At 50.0% G+C, this 18,086-nt stretch carries 11 protein-coding genes and 1 pseudogene; 7 read left to right on the top strand and 5 right to left on the bottom strand.

Annotated features, from left to right (window positions below):
• Window positions 1-30 precede the first annotated feature (30 nt).
• The 6 genes from DEF47_RS17765 (at window position 31) to DEF47_RS17790 (ending at window position 8,961) form a co-directional block, all read left to right on the top strand.
• A complete protein-coding gene (locus DEF47_RS17765) occupies window positions 31-1,806 on the top strand; it encodes a DUF5060 domain-containing protein (protein ID WP_012188445.1) in 1,776 nt (591 codons plus the stop codon).
• Window positions 1,807-1,952: 146 nt separating this feature from the next.
• Window positions 1,953-2,966, top strand: a complete 1,014-nt coding sequence (locus tag DEF47_RS17770; protein WP_012188444.1) for a glycoside hydrolase family 5 protein — start codon at window positions 1,953-1,955, stop codon at window positions 2,964-2,966.
• Window positions 2,966-4,216, top strand: a complete 1,251-nt coding sequence (locus DEF47_RS17775; protein ID WP_012188443.1) for an AGE family epimerase/isomerase — start codon at window positions 2,966-2,968, stop codon at window positions 4,214-4,216. The genes DEF47_RS17770 and DEF47_RS17775 overlap by 1 nt, the downstream gene beginning before the upstream one ends.
• A gap of 5 nt (window positions 4,217-4,221) precedes the next feature.
• Window positions 4,222-5,208 (top strand): acetylxylan esterase, encoded by a 987-nt coding sequence (locus tag DEF47_RS17780; protein ID WP_012188442.1) that lies wholly within the window; start codon window positions 4,222-4,224, stop codon window positions 5,206-5,208.
• The gene (locus tag DEF47_RS17785) at window positions 5,205-6,185 is read left to right on the top strand and encodes a type I phosphomannose isomerase catalytic subunit (protein WP_012188441.1); all 981 of its coding nucleotides are present in this window, start codon (window positions 5,205-5,207) and stop codon (window positions 6,183-6,185) included. The genes DEF47_RS17780 and DEF47_RS17785 overlap by 4 nt, the downstream gene beginning before the upstream one ends.
• Window positions 6,186-6,489: 304 nt before the next feature.
• Window positions 6,490-8,961, top strand: coding sequence for a beta-mannosidase (locus tag DEF47_RS17790; RefSeq protein ID WP_012188440.1), 2,472 nt, complete (start codon window positions 6,490-6,492; stop codon window positions 8,959-8,961).
• A 187-nt stretch (window positions 8,962-9,148) separates the two neighbouring features.
• Here DEF47_RS17790 and DEF47_RS17795 read toward each other — a convergent pair whose 3' ends face one another.
• The gene (locus DEF47_RS17795; protein WP_012188439.1) at window positions 9,149-10,063 is read right to left on the bottom strand and encodes a GAF domain-containing protein; all 915 of its coding nucleotides are present in this window, start codon (window positions 10,061-10,063) and stop codon (window positions 9,149-9,151) included.
• A gap of 417 nt (window positions 10,064-10,480) precedes the next feature.
• On the opposite strand from DEF47_RS17795, the gene gpmI reads away from it, so the two are divergent.
• Complete coding sequence (gene gpmI, locus DEF47_RS17800; RefSeq protein ID WP_012188438.1) at window positions 10,481-12,109, top strand: 2,3-bisphosphoglycerate-independent phosphoglycerate mutase; 1,629 nt, start codon at window positions 10,481-10,483, stop codon at window positions 12,107-12,109.
• Between the two features lie 1,076 nt (window positions 12,110-13,185).
• Here the strand turns inward: gpmI and DEF47_RS17805 are convergent.
• The 4 genes and pseudogenes from DEF47_RS17805 to DEF47_RS17820 all read right to left on the bottom strand — a co-directional run.
• A complete protein-coding gene (locus DEF47_RS17805; RefSeq protein WP_012188436.1) occupies window positions 13,186-14,136 on the bottom strand; it encodes a hypothetical protein in 951 nt (316 codons plus the stop codon).
• A gap of 10 nt (window positions 14,137-14,146) precedes the next feature.
• Window positions 14,147-16,477 (bottom strand): ATP-dependent Clp protease ATP-binding subunit, encoded by a 2,331-nt coding sequence (locus DEF47_RS17810; protein ID WP_012188435.1) that lies wholly within the window; start codon window positions 16,475-16,477, stop codon window positions 14,147-14,149.
• Window positions 16,478-16,521: 44 nt separating this feature from the next.
• Window positions 16,522-17,727 carry an MFS transporter gene (locus tag DEF47_RS17815; RefSeq protein ID WP_012188434.1) on the bottom strand — a complete coding sequence of 402 codons (1,206 nt, stop codon included), beginning with the start codon at window positions 17,725-17,727 and terminating at the stop codon, window positions 16,522-16,524.
• A gap of 96 nt (window positions 17,728-17,823) precedes the next feature.
• Window positions 17,824-18,086 (bottom strand): annotated as a pseudogene (locus DEF47_RS17820) (hypothetical protein); the annotation flags it as partial.

Genomic DNA, 18,086 nt, shown 5'->3' on the forward strand with positions numbered 1-18,086 from the left:
TGCGGGATTTGAAGTTGTACAGGGGGAATTATGCGTCGATGGCTCTATCGCTTACATCTATGGTTGGTTCTGCTGCTGTTGATTGCGGCCTGTACCCAAGTTGGCGAATCGGGCGGCAACCAAACGCTTAGCTTACGTACCCTAACCGGCAATGCTGCGGTTTTTGGCACGATTGAGTTGGCGATTGATACCACTATCACCGTCGCCAATCCTTACGATCCAAATCAAATCGATCTGATGGTGAGTTTTATCTCAGCAACCGGCCAAATCTATCGTGTGCCAGCCTTTTGGTATCAAGATTTTGATCAACTTTCGCTGCAACCCAAAGGCAACCCTGAGTGGCGGGTGCGTTTCACGCCGAGCGAACCAGGTGCATGGCAAGTCAAGGCCGAGCTAGCCAAGCCAGCGCTGAGCAGCGACGTGATCACGATTGAAGTTTCAGCGAATAAGCAATCGCCAGGCTTTGTACGGATCAACACCAGCAATCCGCGCTATTTCGCTCGCCAAGATGGCACCTTCTTTATGCCAATCGGCCTCAATTTGGGCTGGTCAACCCAACAAGGCACGGGCATTTTGCGCGAATATGAACACTGGTTTGATCAATTAAGCAAAAACGGTGGCAATATTGCGCGAATTTGGATGGCCTCGTGGTCGTTTGGCATCGAATGGCAAGATACCGGTTTAGGCGATTATTCCAAACGCATGCAACAAGCATGGATGCTTGACCAAATTTTCAAATTGGCCGAACAGCGCAACATCACAATTATGTTAACCCTTATCAACCATGGCGCATTTAGTACCAGCACTGATTCAGAGTGGGCTAGTAATCCGTATAACGCTGCGAATGGCGGGCCAATTGCCGAGCCACGCTTGTTTGCCACCGATATTCAATCGCGTGAAGTGTTCAAGCATCGAGTGCGTTACATTGCGGCTCGTTGGGCACATTCGCCTAGCCTATTCGCATGGGAATGGTGGAACGAAGCCAACTGGACACCAATTAATGATGCTTTGATGCAACCATGGATCAGCGAAATGACCCGTCATTTGGCGCAGTTTGATCCCTATCAACATTTGGTTTCAACCAGCTATGCCAGCAATACCAGTACCTCGATGTGGGTACAACCAGAGATCAACTTCACCCAACACCACGATTATACAGGCCGCGATTTAGGACAAGCCTTCCCCTTGGTGATCCGTGAGTTGAATGCGGCAGCACCACAAAAACCAGCCTTGGTCAGCGAACTTGGCTATGCTGGCACTGGGCGCGACGAGGTAATCAATCGGGATGTTTGGCAGTTTCATCAAGGCTTGTGGGCTGCACCATTCAGTGGCTTTGCTGGCAGCGGCATGTATTGGTGGTGGGACACCTTGGTCGATCCCGACAACTTGTGGAGCGAATACAGCAAGTTGGCCGAATTTTTCAAAGACCAAGATCTCACGATCTACAACCCAGTTGTGGCTCAAATTTCGCCGTTGAAGGCGCGGGCCTTAGCCTTACAAACGAAATCGCAGGCGTTAGTCTGGGTGCGCAGCAACGAATATGAGCCTGAAGCATTAACCAAAGCCTATGAAGAAGCGCTCAAAAAACGTGAATTTAACGATACATGGGAATATGTACCGCCGACTTACGCCGATTTGACGCTTAAGTTGAATGGGCTAGAAGCCGGAAACTACCAAGCAACCTGGTACGACCCGCAAACTGGCACATGGTCGCAACCAACGACGGTAACCCTTGAAGCTAACCAATCCAGTATTGCAGTTCCAAGCTTCAACTACGATTTAGCCTTGAAATTAGTCAAGCAATAAACCTTATTGCGGGGCAAACATTGGCCATGTAGGTGTTGGGTCGTCGCTATCAGTTGCACAATTATCAATCAATGGCGTGCGTGATAGTGGCGCTCAGCGGCCTATGTGGCTTTTTATTGGCAAAAAATAGCCCGAAGGATGGTTTCATGCCACATTATGGCTTCAATTTACAATGGATGTATCATTATGTTCCAGGCAAGTTGCCAGCCGAGCCAGACCATAAAGCCTTAACCTGGATCGCCAAACAAGGCTTTAATTTCATTCGGATTCCAACCAATTATTGGTTTTGGACTCGTGATTGGCACTATACCAATCCCGATGAGACGATCATCGGGTATATTGACCGTTATATCTCAGCATGTCGTGAATATGGCCTGCATGTCAGCCTTAATTTGCATCGAGCGCCTGGATATTGTATCAATGGGAACGATCTCGAACGACATAATTTATGGCTAGATGCCGAAGCTCAGGCAGGCTTCGTGTGGCTGTGGGAGTATTTCGCCCAACGCTACAAGGGTATTCCGGCTAGCCAATTAAGCTTCGATTTGCTCAACGAACCGCCCAACGTCGATCAGTATGGCTTGACGCGACTCAACCATGCGGCGATCATGCAACGGACGGTCGCAGCAATTCGCGCAATCGACCCACAACGGACGATTGTGATCGATGGACTTGGTGGTGGGCACTTGGCGATGCCCGAACTCGCTGATTTGGGCGTAACCCACAGCGGGCGCGGCTATCAGCCAATGGCGGTGAGCCACTATCAAGCGAGTTGGTGGGATGGTCACGAAGGTTTAGCGGCACCAACCTACCCTGTAACCTGGCACAACCATTATTGGGATCGGGCCGGCTTAGTTGAATTCTACCAACCATGGCGCGACGTACAAGCGCGGAACGTCGCCATCCATATTGGTGAATTTGGCTGCTACAACCGTACCCCCAATGATGTTGCTTTGCGTTGGTTCCGCGATCTGCTCAGCGTTTATCAAGAATTTGGTTGGGGCTTCGGTCTCTGGGAGTTTGAAGGAGCATTTGGAATTATTAATCATGGCCGACCACATGCTCGCTACGAAGATGTTGATGGCTACTCCGTTGACCGTGATTTACTCGATTTGCTCCTCGCTGCCCGTATACCCGAAGCGCCAGAAGGAATACAATAATGGCGAATCTCGTAGATGGCGGCTTTGATCATGGCTTGCGCGAAATGTGGCAAGCGCAGTTTCGCGATGAAGTGTTGGGCAATATTTTGCCATTTTGGGCAAACCACACGCTTGATCATGAGCACGGTGGCTTTTATGGCGGCTTAACCAACGATCTGACAATCCATAATGAGTTTCCTCGCTCAGCCGTATTATGTGGTCGGATTCTCTGGACGTTTGCCTGTGCCTATCGCATGCTCGGCGATCCCCGCGATTTGGCGGTGGCTGAGTATGCCTATGCCTACCTCAAACAGGCTTTTTGGGATCAAACTTATGGCGGATTGTATTGGTCGATCGATGCCAACGGCCAGCCTTTGGCCGACCATAAACAAACCTATGCTCAATCGTTCGCCATCTACGGGTTGGCCGAGTATGTTCGAGCTACAGGCGATCAGAGCGCCTTGGAATTGGCGCAAACCCTGTTTCACTTGATCGAAAATCATGCCTTTGATGCGGTTTATGGTGGCTATATCGAGGGCTGTGATCGGGTTTGGCAACCCTTGGGCGATAGCCGCCTGAGCAAGCTTGAGCCAGAAGCCCGCAAAACCATGAACACCATGTTGCATATGATGGAGGCCTATGCCAACTTGCTGCGAGTTTGGGATGTGGCCGATGTGCGCCAGCAATTGGCCAGCCTGATCGAGGCCTGCTGCGAACATATTATCGACCCTGTGCAAGGCCGCTTTCATCTATTTTTCGATGACCAATGGAACCACCACGAACATGGTATTTCGTATGGCCACGATATCGAAGGCAGTTGGTTATTGATGGAAGCAGCCCATGTGTTGGGCGATGAACACTTAATTGCCAAGGCCGAAACTTTAGCGATTGGCATGGCCGATGCGGTCTATCGCAATGGCCGCCACGCCGATGGCAGCATTATTCACGAACGCGCTCCCGATGGCTCGATTAATTTGGAACGCCATTGGTGGCCCCAAGCTGAAGCCGTTGTTGGCTTCTACAACGCCTATCAGGCCACTGGCAAACCTGAGTTTGCTCAAGCCGCCTACGATAGTTGGAATTTTATTCAACGCTATTTTATCGACCACGATCATGGTGATTGGTTCAAAATTCTTGATGCTCAAAACCAACCGTTGGGAGCGATTCCAAAAGTTGGCCCATGGGAATGCCCGTATCACCATGCCCGCGTTTGTTTTGAAATGATCGAACGTTTAGCTGAACACAACGTGAGTGTTCAGATGCGAGGGTAACTGCCATGCATTTTGATATGCCCTTAGAACAACTGCGCGAATATCGCCCTGATCGCAACGAGCCAGCCGATTTTGACCAATTTTGGCAAACCACTTTAGCCGATGCCCGCCAATATCCATTAAACGCCAACTTTGAGCCTTACGATATGGGATTGCCCTTGATCGAAGCCTACGATGTGACCTTCAACGGCTATGGTGGGCAGCCAATCAAGGGTTGGTTCTTGCTGCCACGCAATACCACCAAGCCAATTCCCTGTGTGGTTGAATATATTGGCTATGGCGGCGGGCGTGGTTTGGCGATCGATTGGCTGTTATGGCCAACCGCAGGCTATGCCGTCTTCGCCATGGATAATCGCGGCCAAGGCTCGAATTGGCGCACTGGTGACACGCCCGACACCGAAATTGAGGGGGGCAATCCCCAAATTCCTGGTTTTATGACCCGCGGCGTGCTCAACCCGCAAAACTACTACTACCGCCGCTTGTTCACCGATGCGGTGCGGGCAATCGAGGCCGCTCGTTCGCATCCCTTGGTGGATGCTGGCAAAGTGGCTTTGGCAGGTGGCAGTCAAGGCGGCGGCATCTCGCTGGCAGCGGCTGGCTTACAACCAGATGTTGCGGCGGTACTACCCGATGTGCCATTTTTGTGTCACTATCGCCGCGCCACCACCATGGTCGATACCTACCCATACGCCGAAGTGGCCCAATATTGCGCCCGCCATCGCACCAAAATCGAGCAAGTATTCAATACCTTAGATTATTTCGATGGCATGCAATTCGCTGCTCGTGCCACCTGCCCTACTCTTTTCTCGGTTGGCTTAATGGATGATGTTTGTCCGCCATCGACCGTTTTTGCCGCTTACAACCATTATGCAGGGCCAAAAGAGATCACGGTTTGGCAATTCAACCGCCATGAAGGCGGCGAAAACTTCCAAACCTTGGAAAAACTGAAATTCCTCACCAAACTGTGGGGCAACGAGGAACGCACTGCATGAGCGTGATCGAGCTCTATCCGTTGCTGACCCAAGCACGCTATGTCGAGCCAATTTGGGGTGGTCCCCAATTGGCTCGCTGGCTGCACTTGCCTGAAGCCGAGCAAAGCAAGCTAGGCGAAATTTGGCAAGTCTACGATCAAAATCTGATCGTCAATGGCGCGTTGGCTGGCCAAAGTTTAGCCCAAGTTACCAGCCAATTTGGGGCCGCCTTGGTTGGCACAACCACCAGCGAACGCTATGGCAACGATTTTCCGTTGTTGTTGAAATTCATCGCCGCCGCCCAACCGCTCTCGGTGCAGGTGCATCCCGACGATGAGTACGCCCACAGCCGCGAGGCCGCGTCGGGTTTTCACGGCAAAACCGAGGCTTGGTACATTCTCGAAGCTGAAAACGGAGCCGAGGTTGTGCATGGCTTCCGCGAGGCAACCAATCGCCAAGCCTGCGAAGCGGCCTTAGCCACCAATACACTGCCTGAATTATTACGTCAAGTCGCGGTGCAAGCAGGCGATTTGGTATTTGTGCCAGCCAAAACGATTCATGCGATCAATCCTGGGGTGGTGCTGTTCGAAATTCAGCAAAAATCCGATCTGACCTATCGGGTCTACGATTACGATCGGCGTGATGCTGCCACAGGCTTGCCGCGCCAACTGCATCTTGAGCAAGCGTTCGAGGTGTTGGATTTTGCGGCAACTGCGCCGGCTTTAGTAACACCGACCAAGTTGAATGCTGATGTCAGTTTGCTGGTACGCTGTCCATTTTTCAGCTTAGAGCACTGGCAACTCAATCGCATCCAAGCACTGAGCACCTCGGTAACCAGTTTCGATTGTTGGACGGTGATCAATGGCGCTTGTAGTTTGGTTTGGGGCGCAGGCAGCCTTGATCTTAGCCATGGCATGTCGGTGATCGTGCCTGCGCAATTAGGCCAATATCAACTCTACCCTGAACCAAGCGCCGAATTGCTTCGGGCGTATGTGTAGGACTGGGGGTCGGCGGTTGGTGGTCGGGGATCAGATAAAAGGCTAGCAACTAAATGAAATGGGTCATTGGGTTAACGTGCCCTCACCCCCAGCCCCTCTCCCACTGTGGCGGGCGAGGGGAGCACTTCGAGCGCGATTCCCCCTCGAGGGGGGCAGGGGGTGAGGGCATGCTGGCAGTTGCTAGCCATATCCATCATTACAACTAAATTCTTGATTTAAGCCCGATCCCTAGTCCCCAACAACCAACCCCAACGAATCTAGCTTGCCACAACCAAATTGGTGGCAGAGAAAGCATCAATAATTCATGCAAAAGCTCGCATTGCAGCAGGCATGGCAGGCCAAACAACGTGATCCACAACGCACTGTGCTCGCTGATAGTACGAGTAGCGAAGGCTGGATTGCCGCGCCTGTGCCTGGCACAATTTACGAAGCCTTGATCGCCGCCGAGCGCATTCCCGATCCCTTCGATGGCTTGAATGAGCTGGCGGTGCAATGGGTAGCTGAGGTCGATTGGCTCTATCGTTGCGATTTTGAATTAACCGCTGAGCAAGCCAACCAACCAGCCGCCTTGCACTTCGCAGGCTTGGATACGATCGCCACGGTTTGGATCAATGGCCAAGAAATATTAAACAGCGACAATATGTTCGTGCCGCAACGGGTGGTGGTCAGTAACCAAATCCACGTTGGCGCAAATCAATTGCTGATCGAATTTCGCTCGGCGTTGAAGCATGGCCATGCCTTGCAAGCCGAAATGGGACAACTTGGTGTGTGGAACGGCGATCCCAGCCGCTTGTATCTGCGCAAAGCCCAATATCATTATGGCTGGGATTGGGGTCCAGCCCTGTTGACGGCTGGCCCGTGGCTGCCCGTCACCCTCGAATTGGGCGCAACTCGTTTGAGCGATTTGGCTTGTCCAATCAGTGTAGCTGATGATTGTAGCACTGCGATTTTTGCGGTAACTGCAACCGTTGCGGATGTACAGGCCGATACTGCGGTATTAATTCAATTATGGAACCCAGCAGGCGAGTTAATCGCTGAACACCAACAATTGGTTGTTGCTGGCAATATCCAGCATTCAATCACGGTTGATCAGCCCAGCTTATGGTGGCCGCATGGCTATGGTCAGCAACATCGCTATCGCTTGGCAGTCAAGGTCTTTGCTAATCAAACGGTGCTCGATCAACAAGAATTACAGCTTGGCGTGCGGCGCGTGCGTTTGGTGCAAGAGCCATTGCTCGATGAAGCAGGCGAAACATTTTTGTTTGAAATCAACAATGTGCCAATGTTTAGCGGCGGAGCCAATTGGATTCCCGCTGATCTACTGACCAATCGTGTAAGCAACGAGCACTATCGCCGCTTGTTGCAGGCAGCGGTTGATAGCCATATGCTGATGATTCGGATTTGGGGCGGCGGAATCTACGAAGTTGACCATTTTTATGATCTTTGCGATCAGCTAGGCTTGTTGGTTTGGCAAGATTTTATGTTTGCCTGCGGCATGTATCCAGCTCATCCTGCATTTTTGGCCAGCGTCGAGGCCGAAGCAATCGCCCAAGTTCAGCGCTTGCGCCATCATCCCTCGATTGTGCTGTGGTGTGGCAACAACGAAGATTACCAAATTGCCCAAACCTTCAACGCCTATGATCACAGTTTCCAAGGCGATTTTACCAAAACCAGCTTTCCGGCCCGCGAAATTTACGAACGCTTGTTGCCCAAGGTCTGTGCCAGTTACGATCCGACCACAATTTATTGGCCTGGCAGCCCGTATGGCGGAGCCGATGTCTATGATAAAACCCGTGGCGACCGCCATACCTGGGATGTTTGGCATAGCGCGATGGCTCCCTACCAAGATTACCCCAAGTACGAAGGGCGTTTTGTCAGCGAGTTTGGCATGGAATCGTGCGCAGCGTTGCCAACCTTGCTGAGCGTCATTCCTGAGCACGAGCGCTATCCCCAAAGCCGCACGGTCGAGCACCACAACAAATCGGAGGGTGGCGCACGCCGTTTGGCGGTGTATCTCAACGATACCTTACGATTTGAAAACACCCTCGAATCGTATGTGTATGCCACCCAATTGATGCAGGCCGAGGCTTTGGCGGCAGCCTATCGTGGCTGGAGGCGACGTTGGGGTGGCGCAGGCCGTTATGCAGTGGCAGGCGCTTTAGTGTGGCAACTTAACGATTGTTGGCCAGTGATTAGCTGGGCCATTATCGATTCAGCTTTGCGCAAAAAACCCGCCATCTATAGCATTGGCCGCGAGCTAGCCCCCATCAGCGCCGGATTACAGCGCAATGGCGCAACAATCGAGGCTTGGGTGGTCAATGGCACAATTGAATCAAAATCAGCAACGATTCAATTGACTGGCTACGATTTGCATGGCAGATTACTTTTTGAGCAAAACATTGAATATGAATTAGCCGCCAATCAAGCCAACCCAATTCCCAGCCCAAACCTAAACTTGCCCGAACAAAGCGTAGTTGGCATGCAAGTGCTGGTTGATGGTGTGGTTGTGGCAAGAGCCAGCGCATGGCCCGAGCCATTCAAATATCTCCCAGCCTATGATCCCCAAATTAGCGTCACCCGCATGGCCGACGATTGGCTAGAAATTAGCAGCCAACACCCAGCCAAAGGGGTTTGGCTACAAACGGAGGCTGAAATCAATTGGAGCGATAATCTGCTTGATCTCTTGCCCAACCAACCACAACGGATTCAAGCATGTGGCTTAGGTCAACAGCCGATTGACATTAAGTGGCTGCACTGGGATCAAGCAAGAACATAGATCCTAGAACATAAATTTTGATCCACGAAGGACACGAAGCGCACGAAGGATATATAGGCTATCGACTATCGGAATTAATCAGCCACCTCAACATATTCCGATAGTCGATAGCGTACACTCATTGAATCCGGCCAATCTCCAATCGCCAATAACTGCGCACCAACTACTATGGGCTATGTTCTTTGCGCTAAACATCGGGTAATTGCTTATCATTGACCACCAAGGCGGCGGCGACAAGGCTAGCCAACACTTCAACTTTTTGCTGCACTTCAGGGCTGAATGGCACAATTGTATGTTGCGCTCGATCAATACAGTTGATCAATTGCAAAACGCCGATCACCTCAGTCGTGCTATCTTTCAGCGGCACAGTCAGCAACGACATTGAATGATAGTTCATGGCCATATCAAAGGCTTGCGGGCCAGAAAAATCATATGAATCGCTGCCATAGACATCGATCACGTTATGCGAAACCCCGCGATGCACCGTGGCCGCAGTAATGGTGCGCACAATCGGCTGGCCTTGATTATCGTACAACGCCAAAGCCGGAATTGGCAATTGCTGATCGAAAGCACTCAAATTAATCTTCAACGAATCAGTTTGCATGGTAACTGGACGCAGGGTTTGGGTTGAGGTGCGCAAATACAAGGTACAAGCATCTGCTGAGGCCAGTTGTTTGGCGGTCGTTACGATCGTATGAAACAAATGCTCAACATCATCTTCGCTAACCAACTGCACACCCAAGGGCAAAATCGAGTCGATCAACTGGGCGGTATGGGAAGAATATTGATCTTGCGCCGCCAACAAGGCCGCTTTGGCTTGGCTAATTTGCTCGTTCAACAAAGGATGATCGCGCACCACAGGCAAGATCGTGCGATTCAGATGTTGGGCAATTTGACGATAGAGCCAAGCACTCAACAACAGCCAAATCAGCGACCAAGCGGCAAATAACAATACCACTGCTAATGAAAATGGCTGTTTGGCCGTGCCAACCCACAATAAAAAGCCCACACCGACCAATAAAACCAAGGCCGAGCCAAGCCACAGCCAGCGCAAACGTTTGATCACCGTCAAGGCTACATCAGTTTCAGACGGATTTGGCATATCTAATTCTCACACTAAGCGTATCCCGATCATATCATGCGTTGTAGAATCAGGCCATAGAGCAATATTCCAATTGGTGTGCTAAATTCAATTCATTAGAAATTCTGTTTCGCCACCCTTCCGTCCCTCCGCCGGAGGGAAACGCAAGGGGTTTTCATCCCCCTGCACCCCCTAAATGGCATGAAGTGGTTGGCAATGGTTGTTTGATGAACCTAAAAATCTGTGAATTATGTTGGATGGCCTTCGTGCTCTTCGCGTTCTTCGTGGTTCCGCGCCAACTGAACCCTAGCCCCTGACTGTTGACTCTTACAACCTCGTCCCTATTATGCTCATTGTAGGTGAAGCCTTTGCTACTTGCACTTTTGGCACTTTTCTCGTTAAATAGAGCCAACATGTTAACGTTTACAAGGAGTAATCATGACAACACCGCGTCCTGTGTTGTTAGCCATAATGGATGGTTGGGGTTTGGCTCCGGCTGGCCCGGGCAACGGCGTTAGTTTAGCCAACACTCCCAATGTTAATCATTGGATGGCAACCTGCCCAACCACCCAACTGCATGCCTCTGGCCTTGATGTTGGCTTGCCCGAAGGTCAAATTGGCAACAGTGAAGTCGGCCACTTGAATATCGGCGCTGGCTTGGTAGTCTATCAAGATTCCACCCGCATCAGTGAATCGATCAAATCTGGTGAGTTTTTTGAGAATCCAGCGTTTCTCGAAGCTGTCCAAATCGTCAAAGAACGTGGCACAAATATGCACTTGATCGGTCTGATTGGCCGTGGCGGCGTGCATGCCTATGATATTCACCTCGCAGGCTTGTTGCAATTGATGGCTCAGCAAGGGGTCAATCACACCTACATTCATGCTTTTATGGATGGCCGCGATACCTTGCCGCAAAGTGGCCTTGGGTATATGCGAGAGTTGCAACAAACGATCAGCCAAATCGGCGTAGGCCAAGTGGCAAGCGTGATTGGCCGCTATTATGCCATGGATCGCGATAAGCGCTGGGAGCGCGTCGGCGCTGCCTATGCTGCCATGGTCGAAGGCGTTGGCCACACTGCCAGCGATCCAATCAGCGCGATCGAGCAAGCGTATTTGCGCGATGCTCGCGGCGATGAATTTATCGAAGCAACGGTCATCACCGATAGCGCAGGCGTGGCCTTACCCCGGATCAGCACTGGCGATGTAGTGATTTGTTTCAATTTCCGCGCCGATCGGGTACGCCAAATTACCCGTGCCTTGATGCAGTCCGATCTCAACACCATGATCCAAGAATGGTATGCCAATCAAGCCGAACAAGGCTTGCAATTGCCGACCACCATTTGGCAACGGCCTGAGCAAGTATCAAATCTGCATTATGTCACGATGACACAGTATGATGCGACCTTCCCGTATGCGATTGCCTATCCGCCGCATTACATCACTGAGCCATTAGCCAAAGTGATCGCCGATGCTGGCAAGCGCCAATATCACAGCGCCGAAACCGAAAAATACCCGCATGTCACGTTCTTCTTGAATGGGCGGCGCGAGGAACCTTTTGCTGGCGAGGATCGGGTGATGGCGGCCTCGCCCAAAGTCGCCACCTACGATCTTCAGCCCGAAATGAGCGCAGAAGAAGTAGCTGCCAAATTGCTCGATGCGGTCAACAGCCAAATCTACGATTTCTTGGTGGTCAACTTTGCCAACCCTGATATGGTCGGCCATACTGGGGTGATTCCGGCGGTGGTAAAAGCCTGCGAAACTGTTGATCGTTGCTTGGGCCAAGTTGTGCCAGCAGTGGTTGCCCAAGGTGGTGCAGCCATCTTGATCGCCGACCATGGCAATGCTGAGCAGATGATTGATCCGCAAACAGGCGGCCCCCACACGGCCCACACCACCAATCTTGTGCCATGTATTTTGGTCGCCGACCCAGCTACAGGCCTAACCCGCGAACAGATCAGCCTGCGGGCTGGTGGCCGTTTGGCCGATCTGGCCCCAACCATCCTTGATTTGCTGGGCTTGCAAAAGGCCGCCGCCATGACCGGAACCAGCTTGATCGAAACCAAATAAGAATAAGCCACTGATTTAGCCCGCTGACACGATTAACGTCAGCGGGCTTTTTTGATCTGTATAGATAGTGGTATGCGTTTAGTATCCTATCCTACGGATGGTTGCGATCCTTCAGTATTCACAGCAATGCCAGCCAGCATAATCCTTATTTGAGTCGTCTTTGACCTCATATTTGAATACCACACACTTCTGAGTATAATAAAATCCTTCTTTTATTTTTATCTATCAATAATATTAATTATAAAAATAATATCAATATTCATAACAAAAAACCCTCACACATTAGAGTGAAAGACATTATATTACAACTAAAATACTTATCAAATTCTTAATTTAAGTACTTTATTTAATAAAATAAAAAAAGTATACTATTGTAATAATAAGCCAAGAAATTCTGCCTCTACAGAAGAATTCTATAGACTGTGTGACGAATACTGCTTATGCGATGTTTGTTTATTCAAGGCTCATTAGTCACTTCATATGCAAACCTTGTACCGAAGGTATGCCCATCAGTCGGATGTCCGTCGAATTCATTTCGCCGTCATCAGAAGATCCAAAAAACAGTGTACGATGTGCGCAATCCAACTGGACAGATTGCTGCAACCCTAACCTTATATCGCTACAAATGTACGCTTTGTGGTTCAACCTTTCGCACAACCCCGCTGACAATGGTGCGAGGGGCCACATTAAGTCGTGGGTTGTATCACCTCAGCGGAGTGCTTTTCCTGCTAGGGCTTAGCTATACCCAAGTTACAAAATTCTTAAGTTCCTATACCGTCAATATCTCGCGAGCTACTGTTCATATGGCAGTTCAACGCCTAACTCATAACCAAGCATACAGCCGTGCTCGAGTATTTACGAAAGTACGACGTGAAAGTAATCAATGCCTATTGATGTTCGCACCAGCAGCTATCTGGGTTCCCTTGGAATTTATTCAAGAACATCATCAGTGGGCATTTCGGATTAATCTAGCAACAATTCCAGCAGAATATTTTCCATTGCTTGAAAGTAGTTTAAATTCGCTAGAAACAATCAATTCTGCGGTAAAGCTTCGATTAATTCGTTAACAACGCTCGCTAACGATAGCTCATATGCGGAAACCATCCAATTTCATAGTAGCTTGGAACCCGCAATCCCCAGTAGGCAATAAAAAATATGCCACCGACAATCACTGAGATGGCAGTAAAACGGGTAATTCGGCTTGGGTTGGCACTGAGCCAGCGCTCAAAACGACCACCTGTCGCATAGATAAGCCCCAACAAAACCAGCACCATAATTAAAATATTACTTAACCCTTGTAACGCTATTGCCAAGCCACCAAAGAATGGATCGCCAGCGACAATCGCATTGCTGAAGGCTTTGCGAAACAATCCAAAGGGTCGGCCTATCGTAAAACAGCCGATGAGGAGACCTAAACCAAAGGGCTTAAACCATGGATTGCGGGCAAATAGCTTAGCCAGCGGGTTTGGCAGAATCTGCAAAGTGTGCAAACCCCACCAAACAAAAATGACCCCTAAACCGACAAAAATAAAGCTTGATTGCGCTAAACGAATCGGGTAACCTTTACCAATTGGCAAGGTAGCGTTATTAAGGATTGGCAGTTTTTCGCCAAGGAGTGTCCCGATGATGCCATAGCTTCCGGTGATCAGCAGAATACCCAAAGTCATCCAGCCTAGAGTTCTCCAAAGACTCATAGTGCTTTTACCAGCGGTTAATGGTGCAATGCAGCTAAATACGACACAGTTACAAGCGGTGAAGGTTGCAGCCAGACCTGCAGCAATCGAAAAGATTACCCCCGATAGTAACGAGCTAGAATCCAAGACGAGTTCTTTTGCATCGGCTCCAACGATGGTATTGGCAATATTTGCCCCAAGTACATGGTCAGCCACCTCGAAGCTCCAGACAATCGCTAGCCCGAGGCCAACCAAGGCTGCGATTAGCACAATAATCCATGCTTGGCGCTGCGTTGTATCAGTGCTGCCACTAGCCGAACCTGCTACGTGGGTTGAATATGGTGTTTCTGTCATAGCTTTTCCTTTATGCGACAACCGACGTTGTGCGCTGAGCAACCAACAGGGTAAAGTTGCCACTCAAATCACAGTCGATCAGTAGTTCATCACCCGCCCGATATTTACCATGGAGCAATCCATTGCTAATTGGATCAACGATATGGGTTTGGATGAGGTGGCGTAAGCGTCGAACCCCACGCTCAAGATCGTAGCCATGATCCGTCAAATAGGTATGCGCATTTGAGGTTAGGTCGAGCCGAATTTCATGGGCTAGCACCATCTGGCGAACATCTTGTAAGAAGAGTCCCGCCAATACTTCAAGGTGTTCAGCTTGGAGCGGTTGAAAAAGAATCACATCATTCAGTCGATGGAGAAAATCGAGGCTCAGCGAGGTTTTGATTTTGTCAAGTGCTTGTTGTTTCAAGTGCTCATAGCGGGCTACTTGGTCAATTTCAGGGAGCTCAGCTCTAAAACCAAGCCCCGTTTGGCGCTTAAAGAGTTCAGTACCCACGTTTGCGGTGCACAACAACAACACATTTCGAAAATCAACATAACGCCCACGCGCATCAGTTATAGAGCCTTCTTCGAGGATTTGAATGAATATATTGATCACATCAGGATGGGCATAATCAATATTATCAAGCAAGACAACGCTATACGGACGGCGACGAACGGATTCGGATAATTGACCGCCCTGATCGTAGCCAATATAGCCAGGCGGAGCACCAATCAAGCGGCTGACACTATGGGCCTCAGCATATTCGCTCATATCCATTCGGATAAGTGCCTTGTTACTGCCAAGCAGATATTCCGCCAAGACTTTGCTCAACTCGGTTTTGCCGACCCCTGACGGCCCTAAGAACAATAAAGCCCCGATCAGATCTTGCTTCGTTTTAAGTCCGGCAAAAGCGCGTTGGATGGCTTTGGTTACCCCCCGAATTGCCTGGGCTTGACCAATAACCCGCTGACTCAGAATCTGCTCAATATCTTCGATACGGTTGAGACCATCGGAAAAAAGTTGAGCTAAGGGTATCCCTGTTTGGATGGCAAGCACTTGCGCCACATCACGCCCACAAACAACAGTGGTAGGCGCTTCAGCACTGGAAGCCGCATCGTGGGCTACCAGTTGGCGTTGCCGATAATACCAAACTCGACTCGCCGCTTCATCCAGAAGATCAATCGCCTTGCCAGGCAAATAGAGATCAGGAATATATTGGGCAGCCAGTCGTGCCGCAGTATACAAAGCCTCGTCGCTCAAGCTAAGCTCATGATGGGCTTCGTATTTCGGACGAATACCCTGTAAAATTGTTACCGTTTCCTCGATCCCTGGCTCCTGCACGACAATTGGCTGAAATCGCCGTTTGAGAGCACTATCTTTCTCGATATGCTGGCTATATTCATCAAAGGTTGTTGCACCAATGACCCGCAGTTTGCCACGAGCTAAAGCTGGCTTTAACATATTCGCTGCATCAACGGTATTTTCGCTTGCGCCAGCCCCGACGATCATATGTAATTCATCAATGAAAAGAATCGCATCGTGGTCGCTAATTTGGTCGATGACGCTTTTAAGGCGCTCCTCAAATTGCCCACGATAAATCGCGCCCGCCAAAAGTGAGCCAACATCAAGCGACCAAACCGAGGTTTTTTGAAACGATGGGATTGCGCCATGAGCCAATTGCTGCGCTAAACCTTCAACAATTGCCGTCTTACCAACCCCTGGCTCACCAATTAAGACAACGTTATTTTTGGTGCGTCGCCGTAAAATTTGGATAGTCCGTTCAATCTCGGCGCTGCGTCCAATCACCGGGTCTAGTCGGCCATTGCGAGCTTCTTCCGTCAGATTAATTCCTAATTTTGCTAGGAGTGAAGTATCGGCGGCATGCGCAGGAGCTACCTCGGTGGCTTTGGCCTGCAAGGCTGCGTGCAAGCTATCGCAGACAATGCTGCCATGCAGGCCTAAACGTGCCAAAATATAGGGAACAAAGCCCTTAGCCTCGCGGGCTAAAGCTAAAAGAAGCTGTTCAGGCCCAATCTGCTGTTGATTAAGTTGATCAGCTTCCCGTGCCGCAGTATCCAAAAGGGTTTTTGTATGAGGGGCCAGCGGGAGGTAGGCAGGAAGTAAGGTTTGTTCATCACGGGCATGCGGGGTAATCATGGTCTGAATAATCTGCCGAGTTTGGGGGTAGAAAACCCCTAATTCGTGCAATATCTGCACCGCAAGACCCTCTTTTTGCCGCAATAGCCCCAATAGTAAATGCTCTGGGCCTAAAAAACTATGGTTAAGGCTCCGAGCTTCTTCTTGGGCCAACAACATAATATGCTGAATGTTGGGGTTAAGCCGTTCAAACGTATTCGCCATAGTACCACCGCACACAAATCAAAGGCTGCAAACGACGCTCAATCCTACGTGCTAGCTGTATGGCGACCAACAATGCTGATGGTGAGCCAGCAGGTAATCAAGCCAAACAAGCCAACGAGCAGCATTGCAGGGCGTAAGGCCGTAAATTCGGCAATCCAACCATAGATCAAAGGAGCGATCAGCAGTGCCCCATAGGCCGACATCATAATTGGCGCAGCGACAGCTCCACTATTATTGGGTGATAACGGAGCCGCAGCACTGAGCGCCGTTGGTTGAATACCAGCTACTGCCAAGCCCAAAATAATAAAAGCCACAATCGATACAGGAATCGTATTAAAGAGCAGCAAGAGCGCCGCCGCAATCAGCATCCCGATTCCAGAAATCAGCAAGGAAACCCGACTCCCCAAGCGAGCAACAATTGGTGCATTAATAAAACGACCAAGCAGCATTGCTCCATTAAACAGGGCAAAAACGGTTCCGCTCAGCGCAATTGAGGCTTCTAACCCAAGTAAATAAATGACTGTCCAAACGACAGCGATGGCTTCCGAGGCGCTGCCTAAAAAACAAATACTTGCGAGGGCAATAAATAAAGGCTTTTTGTGGAAGCTCCCGTCTGCTGAATCAGCTGATTCAGTTTGGGCTTGGCTGGCAGTTGGGTAGCGGGCGGGAAATGTCGCAAGGATAATCGGGGAACAACAAATCGCTGCCGAAGCTATGGCAACTGCTTGATACGACCAACCAGATTCGAGGGCAAATCCGGTGATAAACGCCCCTACCATCACTCCGCCACTTGATAAGCCATGCATAACATTCAAAATATGCCGACCACTAGCCTGCTCAAAATCCATACTGGCACTATTGGTCGCCGCATCGAGCATAGCAAATCCGGCTCCTGAAAGAATCAGGCCAAGGATTAAACCCCAAAGATTGGCAATTGTCGCCAACACAAGCATGGCACTGACTAAAAGCAATAAACTCAAAATGGATTGCCATTTATTCCCAAGTCGTAGATAGAGCTGACTGTTAAACATCAATACCAGAAACCCTACGACTGGCAGGGCAAGCTGGACAGTCCCAAAAATACCTTCGGTCAAGGCTAGTGCAAGCATAACTTCGGCTAAGATCACACCCTGCACACCTAATACCAGACCAAATGCAATGAACTGCCCAGCCAACAACGCGATCAGCAGAGTTGGCTTCCAAGCCTGTTTGGTTGCGGGGCTGGCTTCATGGACGATTGATTGACTCATATGCTCCTCACTTGTACACATACCATCAACAAGCAGATGTGGTTGGAGGCATATTACAGCCCCCAACCACATTTCGGCAGAAACTGTGTGACTGCCTTATGCGCGAGGAATCCGAGGATCTTCGTCAGCAATGCCATCACAGTTCAGGTCAAGTTCGCCATTGATGGTGCCATGACAAGGAATCAAATTCACATTGAGTTTGCCATCGCCAGTTAGATCGCCGAGCTTACCACGGAAAGTTCCGTAGATCACGGTGTTAGCCATCTTGCCAACGACGGGATCAGCGGTGCTTACCAACTGCACGCTACCAGGGGCAATAATCCCCGTTTCAAGGTAGCGATTAAGATCAGTGTGGGCCC

Origin of the sequence: Herpetosiphon sp., assembly GCF_003512625.1 — a bacterium.
In the GTDB taxonomy this organism is placed as follows: Bacteria; Chloroflexota; Chloroflexia; order Chloroflexales; family Herpetosiphonaceae; genus Herpetosiphon; species Herpetosiphon aurantiacus.

Excerpts from the sequence above, each read along its gene's own strand:
- DEF47_RS17765 (WP_012188445.1), top strand. The coding sequence starts at position 31 with ATGCGTCGATGGCTCTATCGCTTACATCTATGGTTGGTTCTGCTGCTG.
- DEF47_RS17770 (WP_012188444.1), top strand. The coding sequence starts at position 1,953 with ATGCCACATTATGGCTTCAATTTACAATGGATGTATCATTATGTTCCA.
- DEF47_RS17775 (WP_012188443.1), top strand. The coding sequence starts at position 2,966 with ATGGCGAATCTCGTAGATGGCGGCTTTGATCATGGCTTGCGCGAAATG.
- DEF47_RS17780 (WP_012188442.1), top strand. The coding sequence starts at position 4,222 with ATGCATTTTGATATGCCCTTAGAACAACTGCGCGAATATCGCCCTGAT.
- DEF47_RS17785 (WP_012188441.1), top strand. The coding sequence starts at position 5,205 with ATGAGCGTGATCGAGCTCTATCCGTTGCTGACCCAAGCACGCTATGTC.
- DEF47_RS17790 (WP_012188440.1), top strand. The coding sequence starts at position 6,490 with ATGCAAAAGCTCGCATTGCAGCAGGCATGGCAGGCCAAACAACGTGAT.
- DEF47_RS17795 (WP_012188439.1), bottom strand. The coding sequence starts at position 10,063 with ATGCCAAATCCGTCTGAAACTGATGTAGCCTTGACGGTGATCAAACGT.
- gpmI (WP_012188438.1), top strand. The coding sequence starts at position 10,481 with ATGACAACACCGCGTCCTGTGTTGTTAGCCATAATGGATGGTTGGGGT.
- DEF47_RS17805 (WP_012188436.1), bottom strand. The coding sequence starts at position 14,136 with ATGACAGAAACACCATATTCAACCCACGTAGCAGGTTCGGCTAGTGGC.
- DEF47_RS17810 (WP_012188435.1), bottom strand. The coding sequence starts at position 16,477 with ATGGCGAATACGTTTGAACGGCTTAACCCCAACATTCAGCATATTATG.
- DEF47_RS17815 (WP_012188434.1), bottom strand. The coding sequence starts at position 17,727 with ATGAGTCAATCAATCGTCCATGAAGCCAGCCCCGCAACCAAACAGGCT.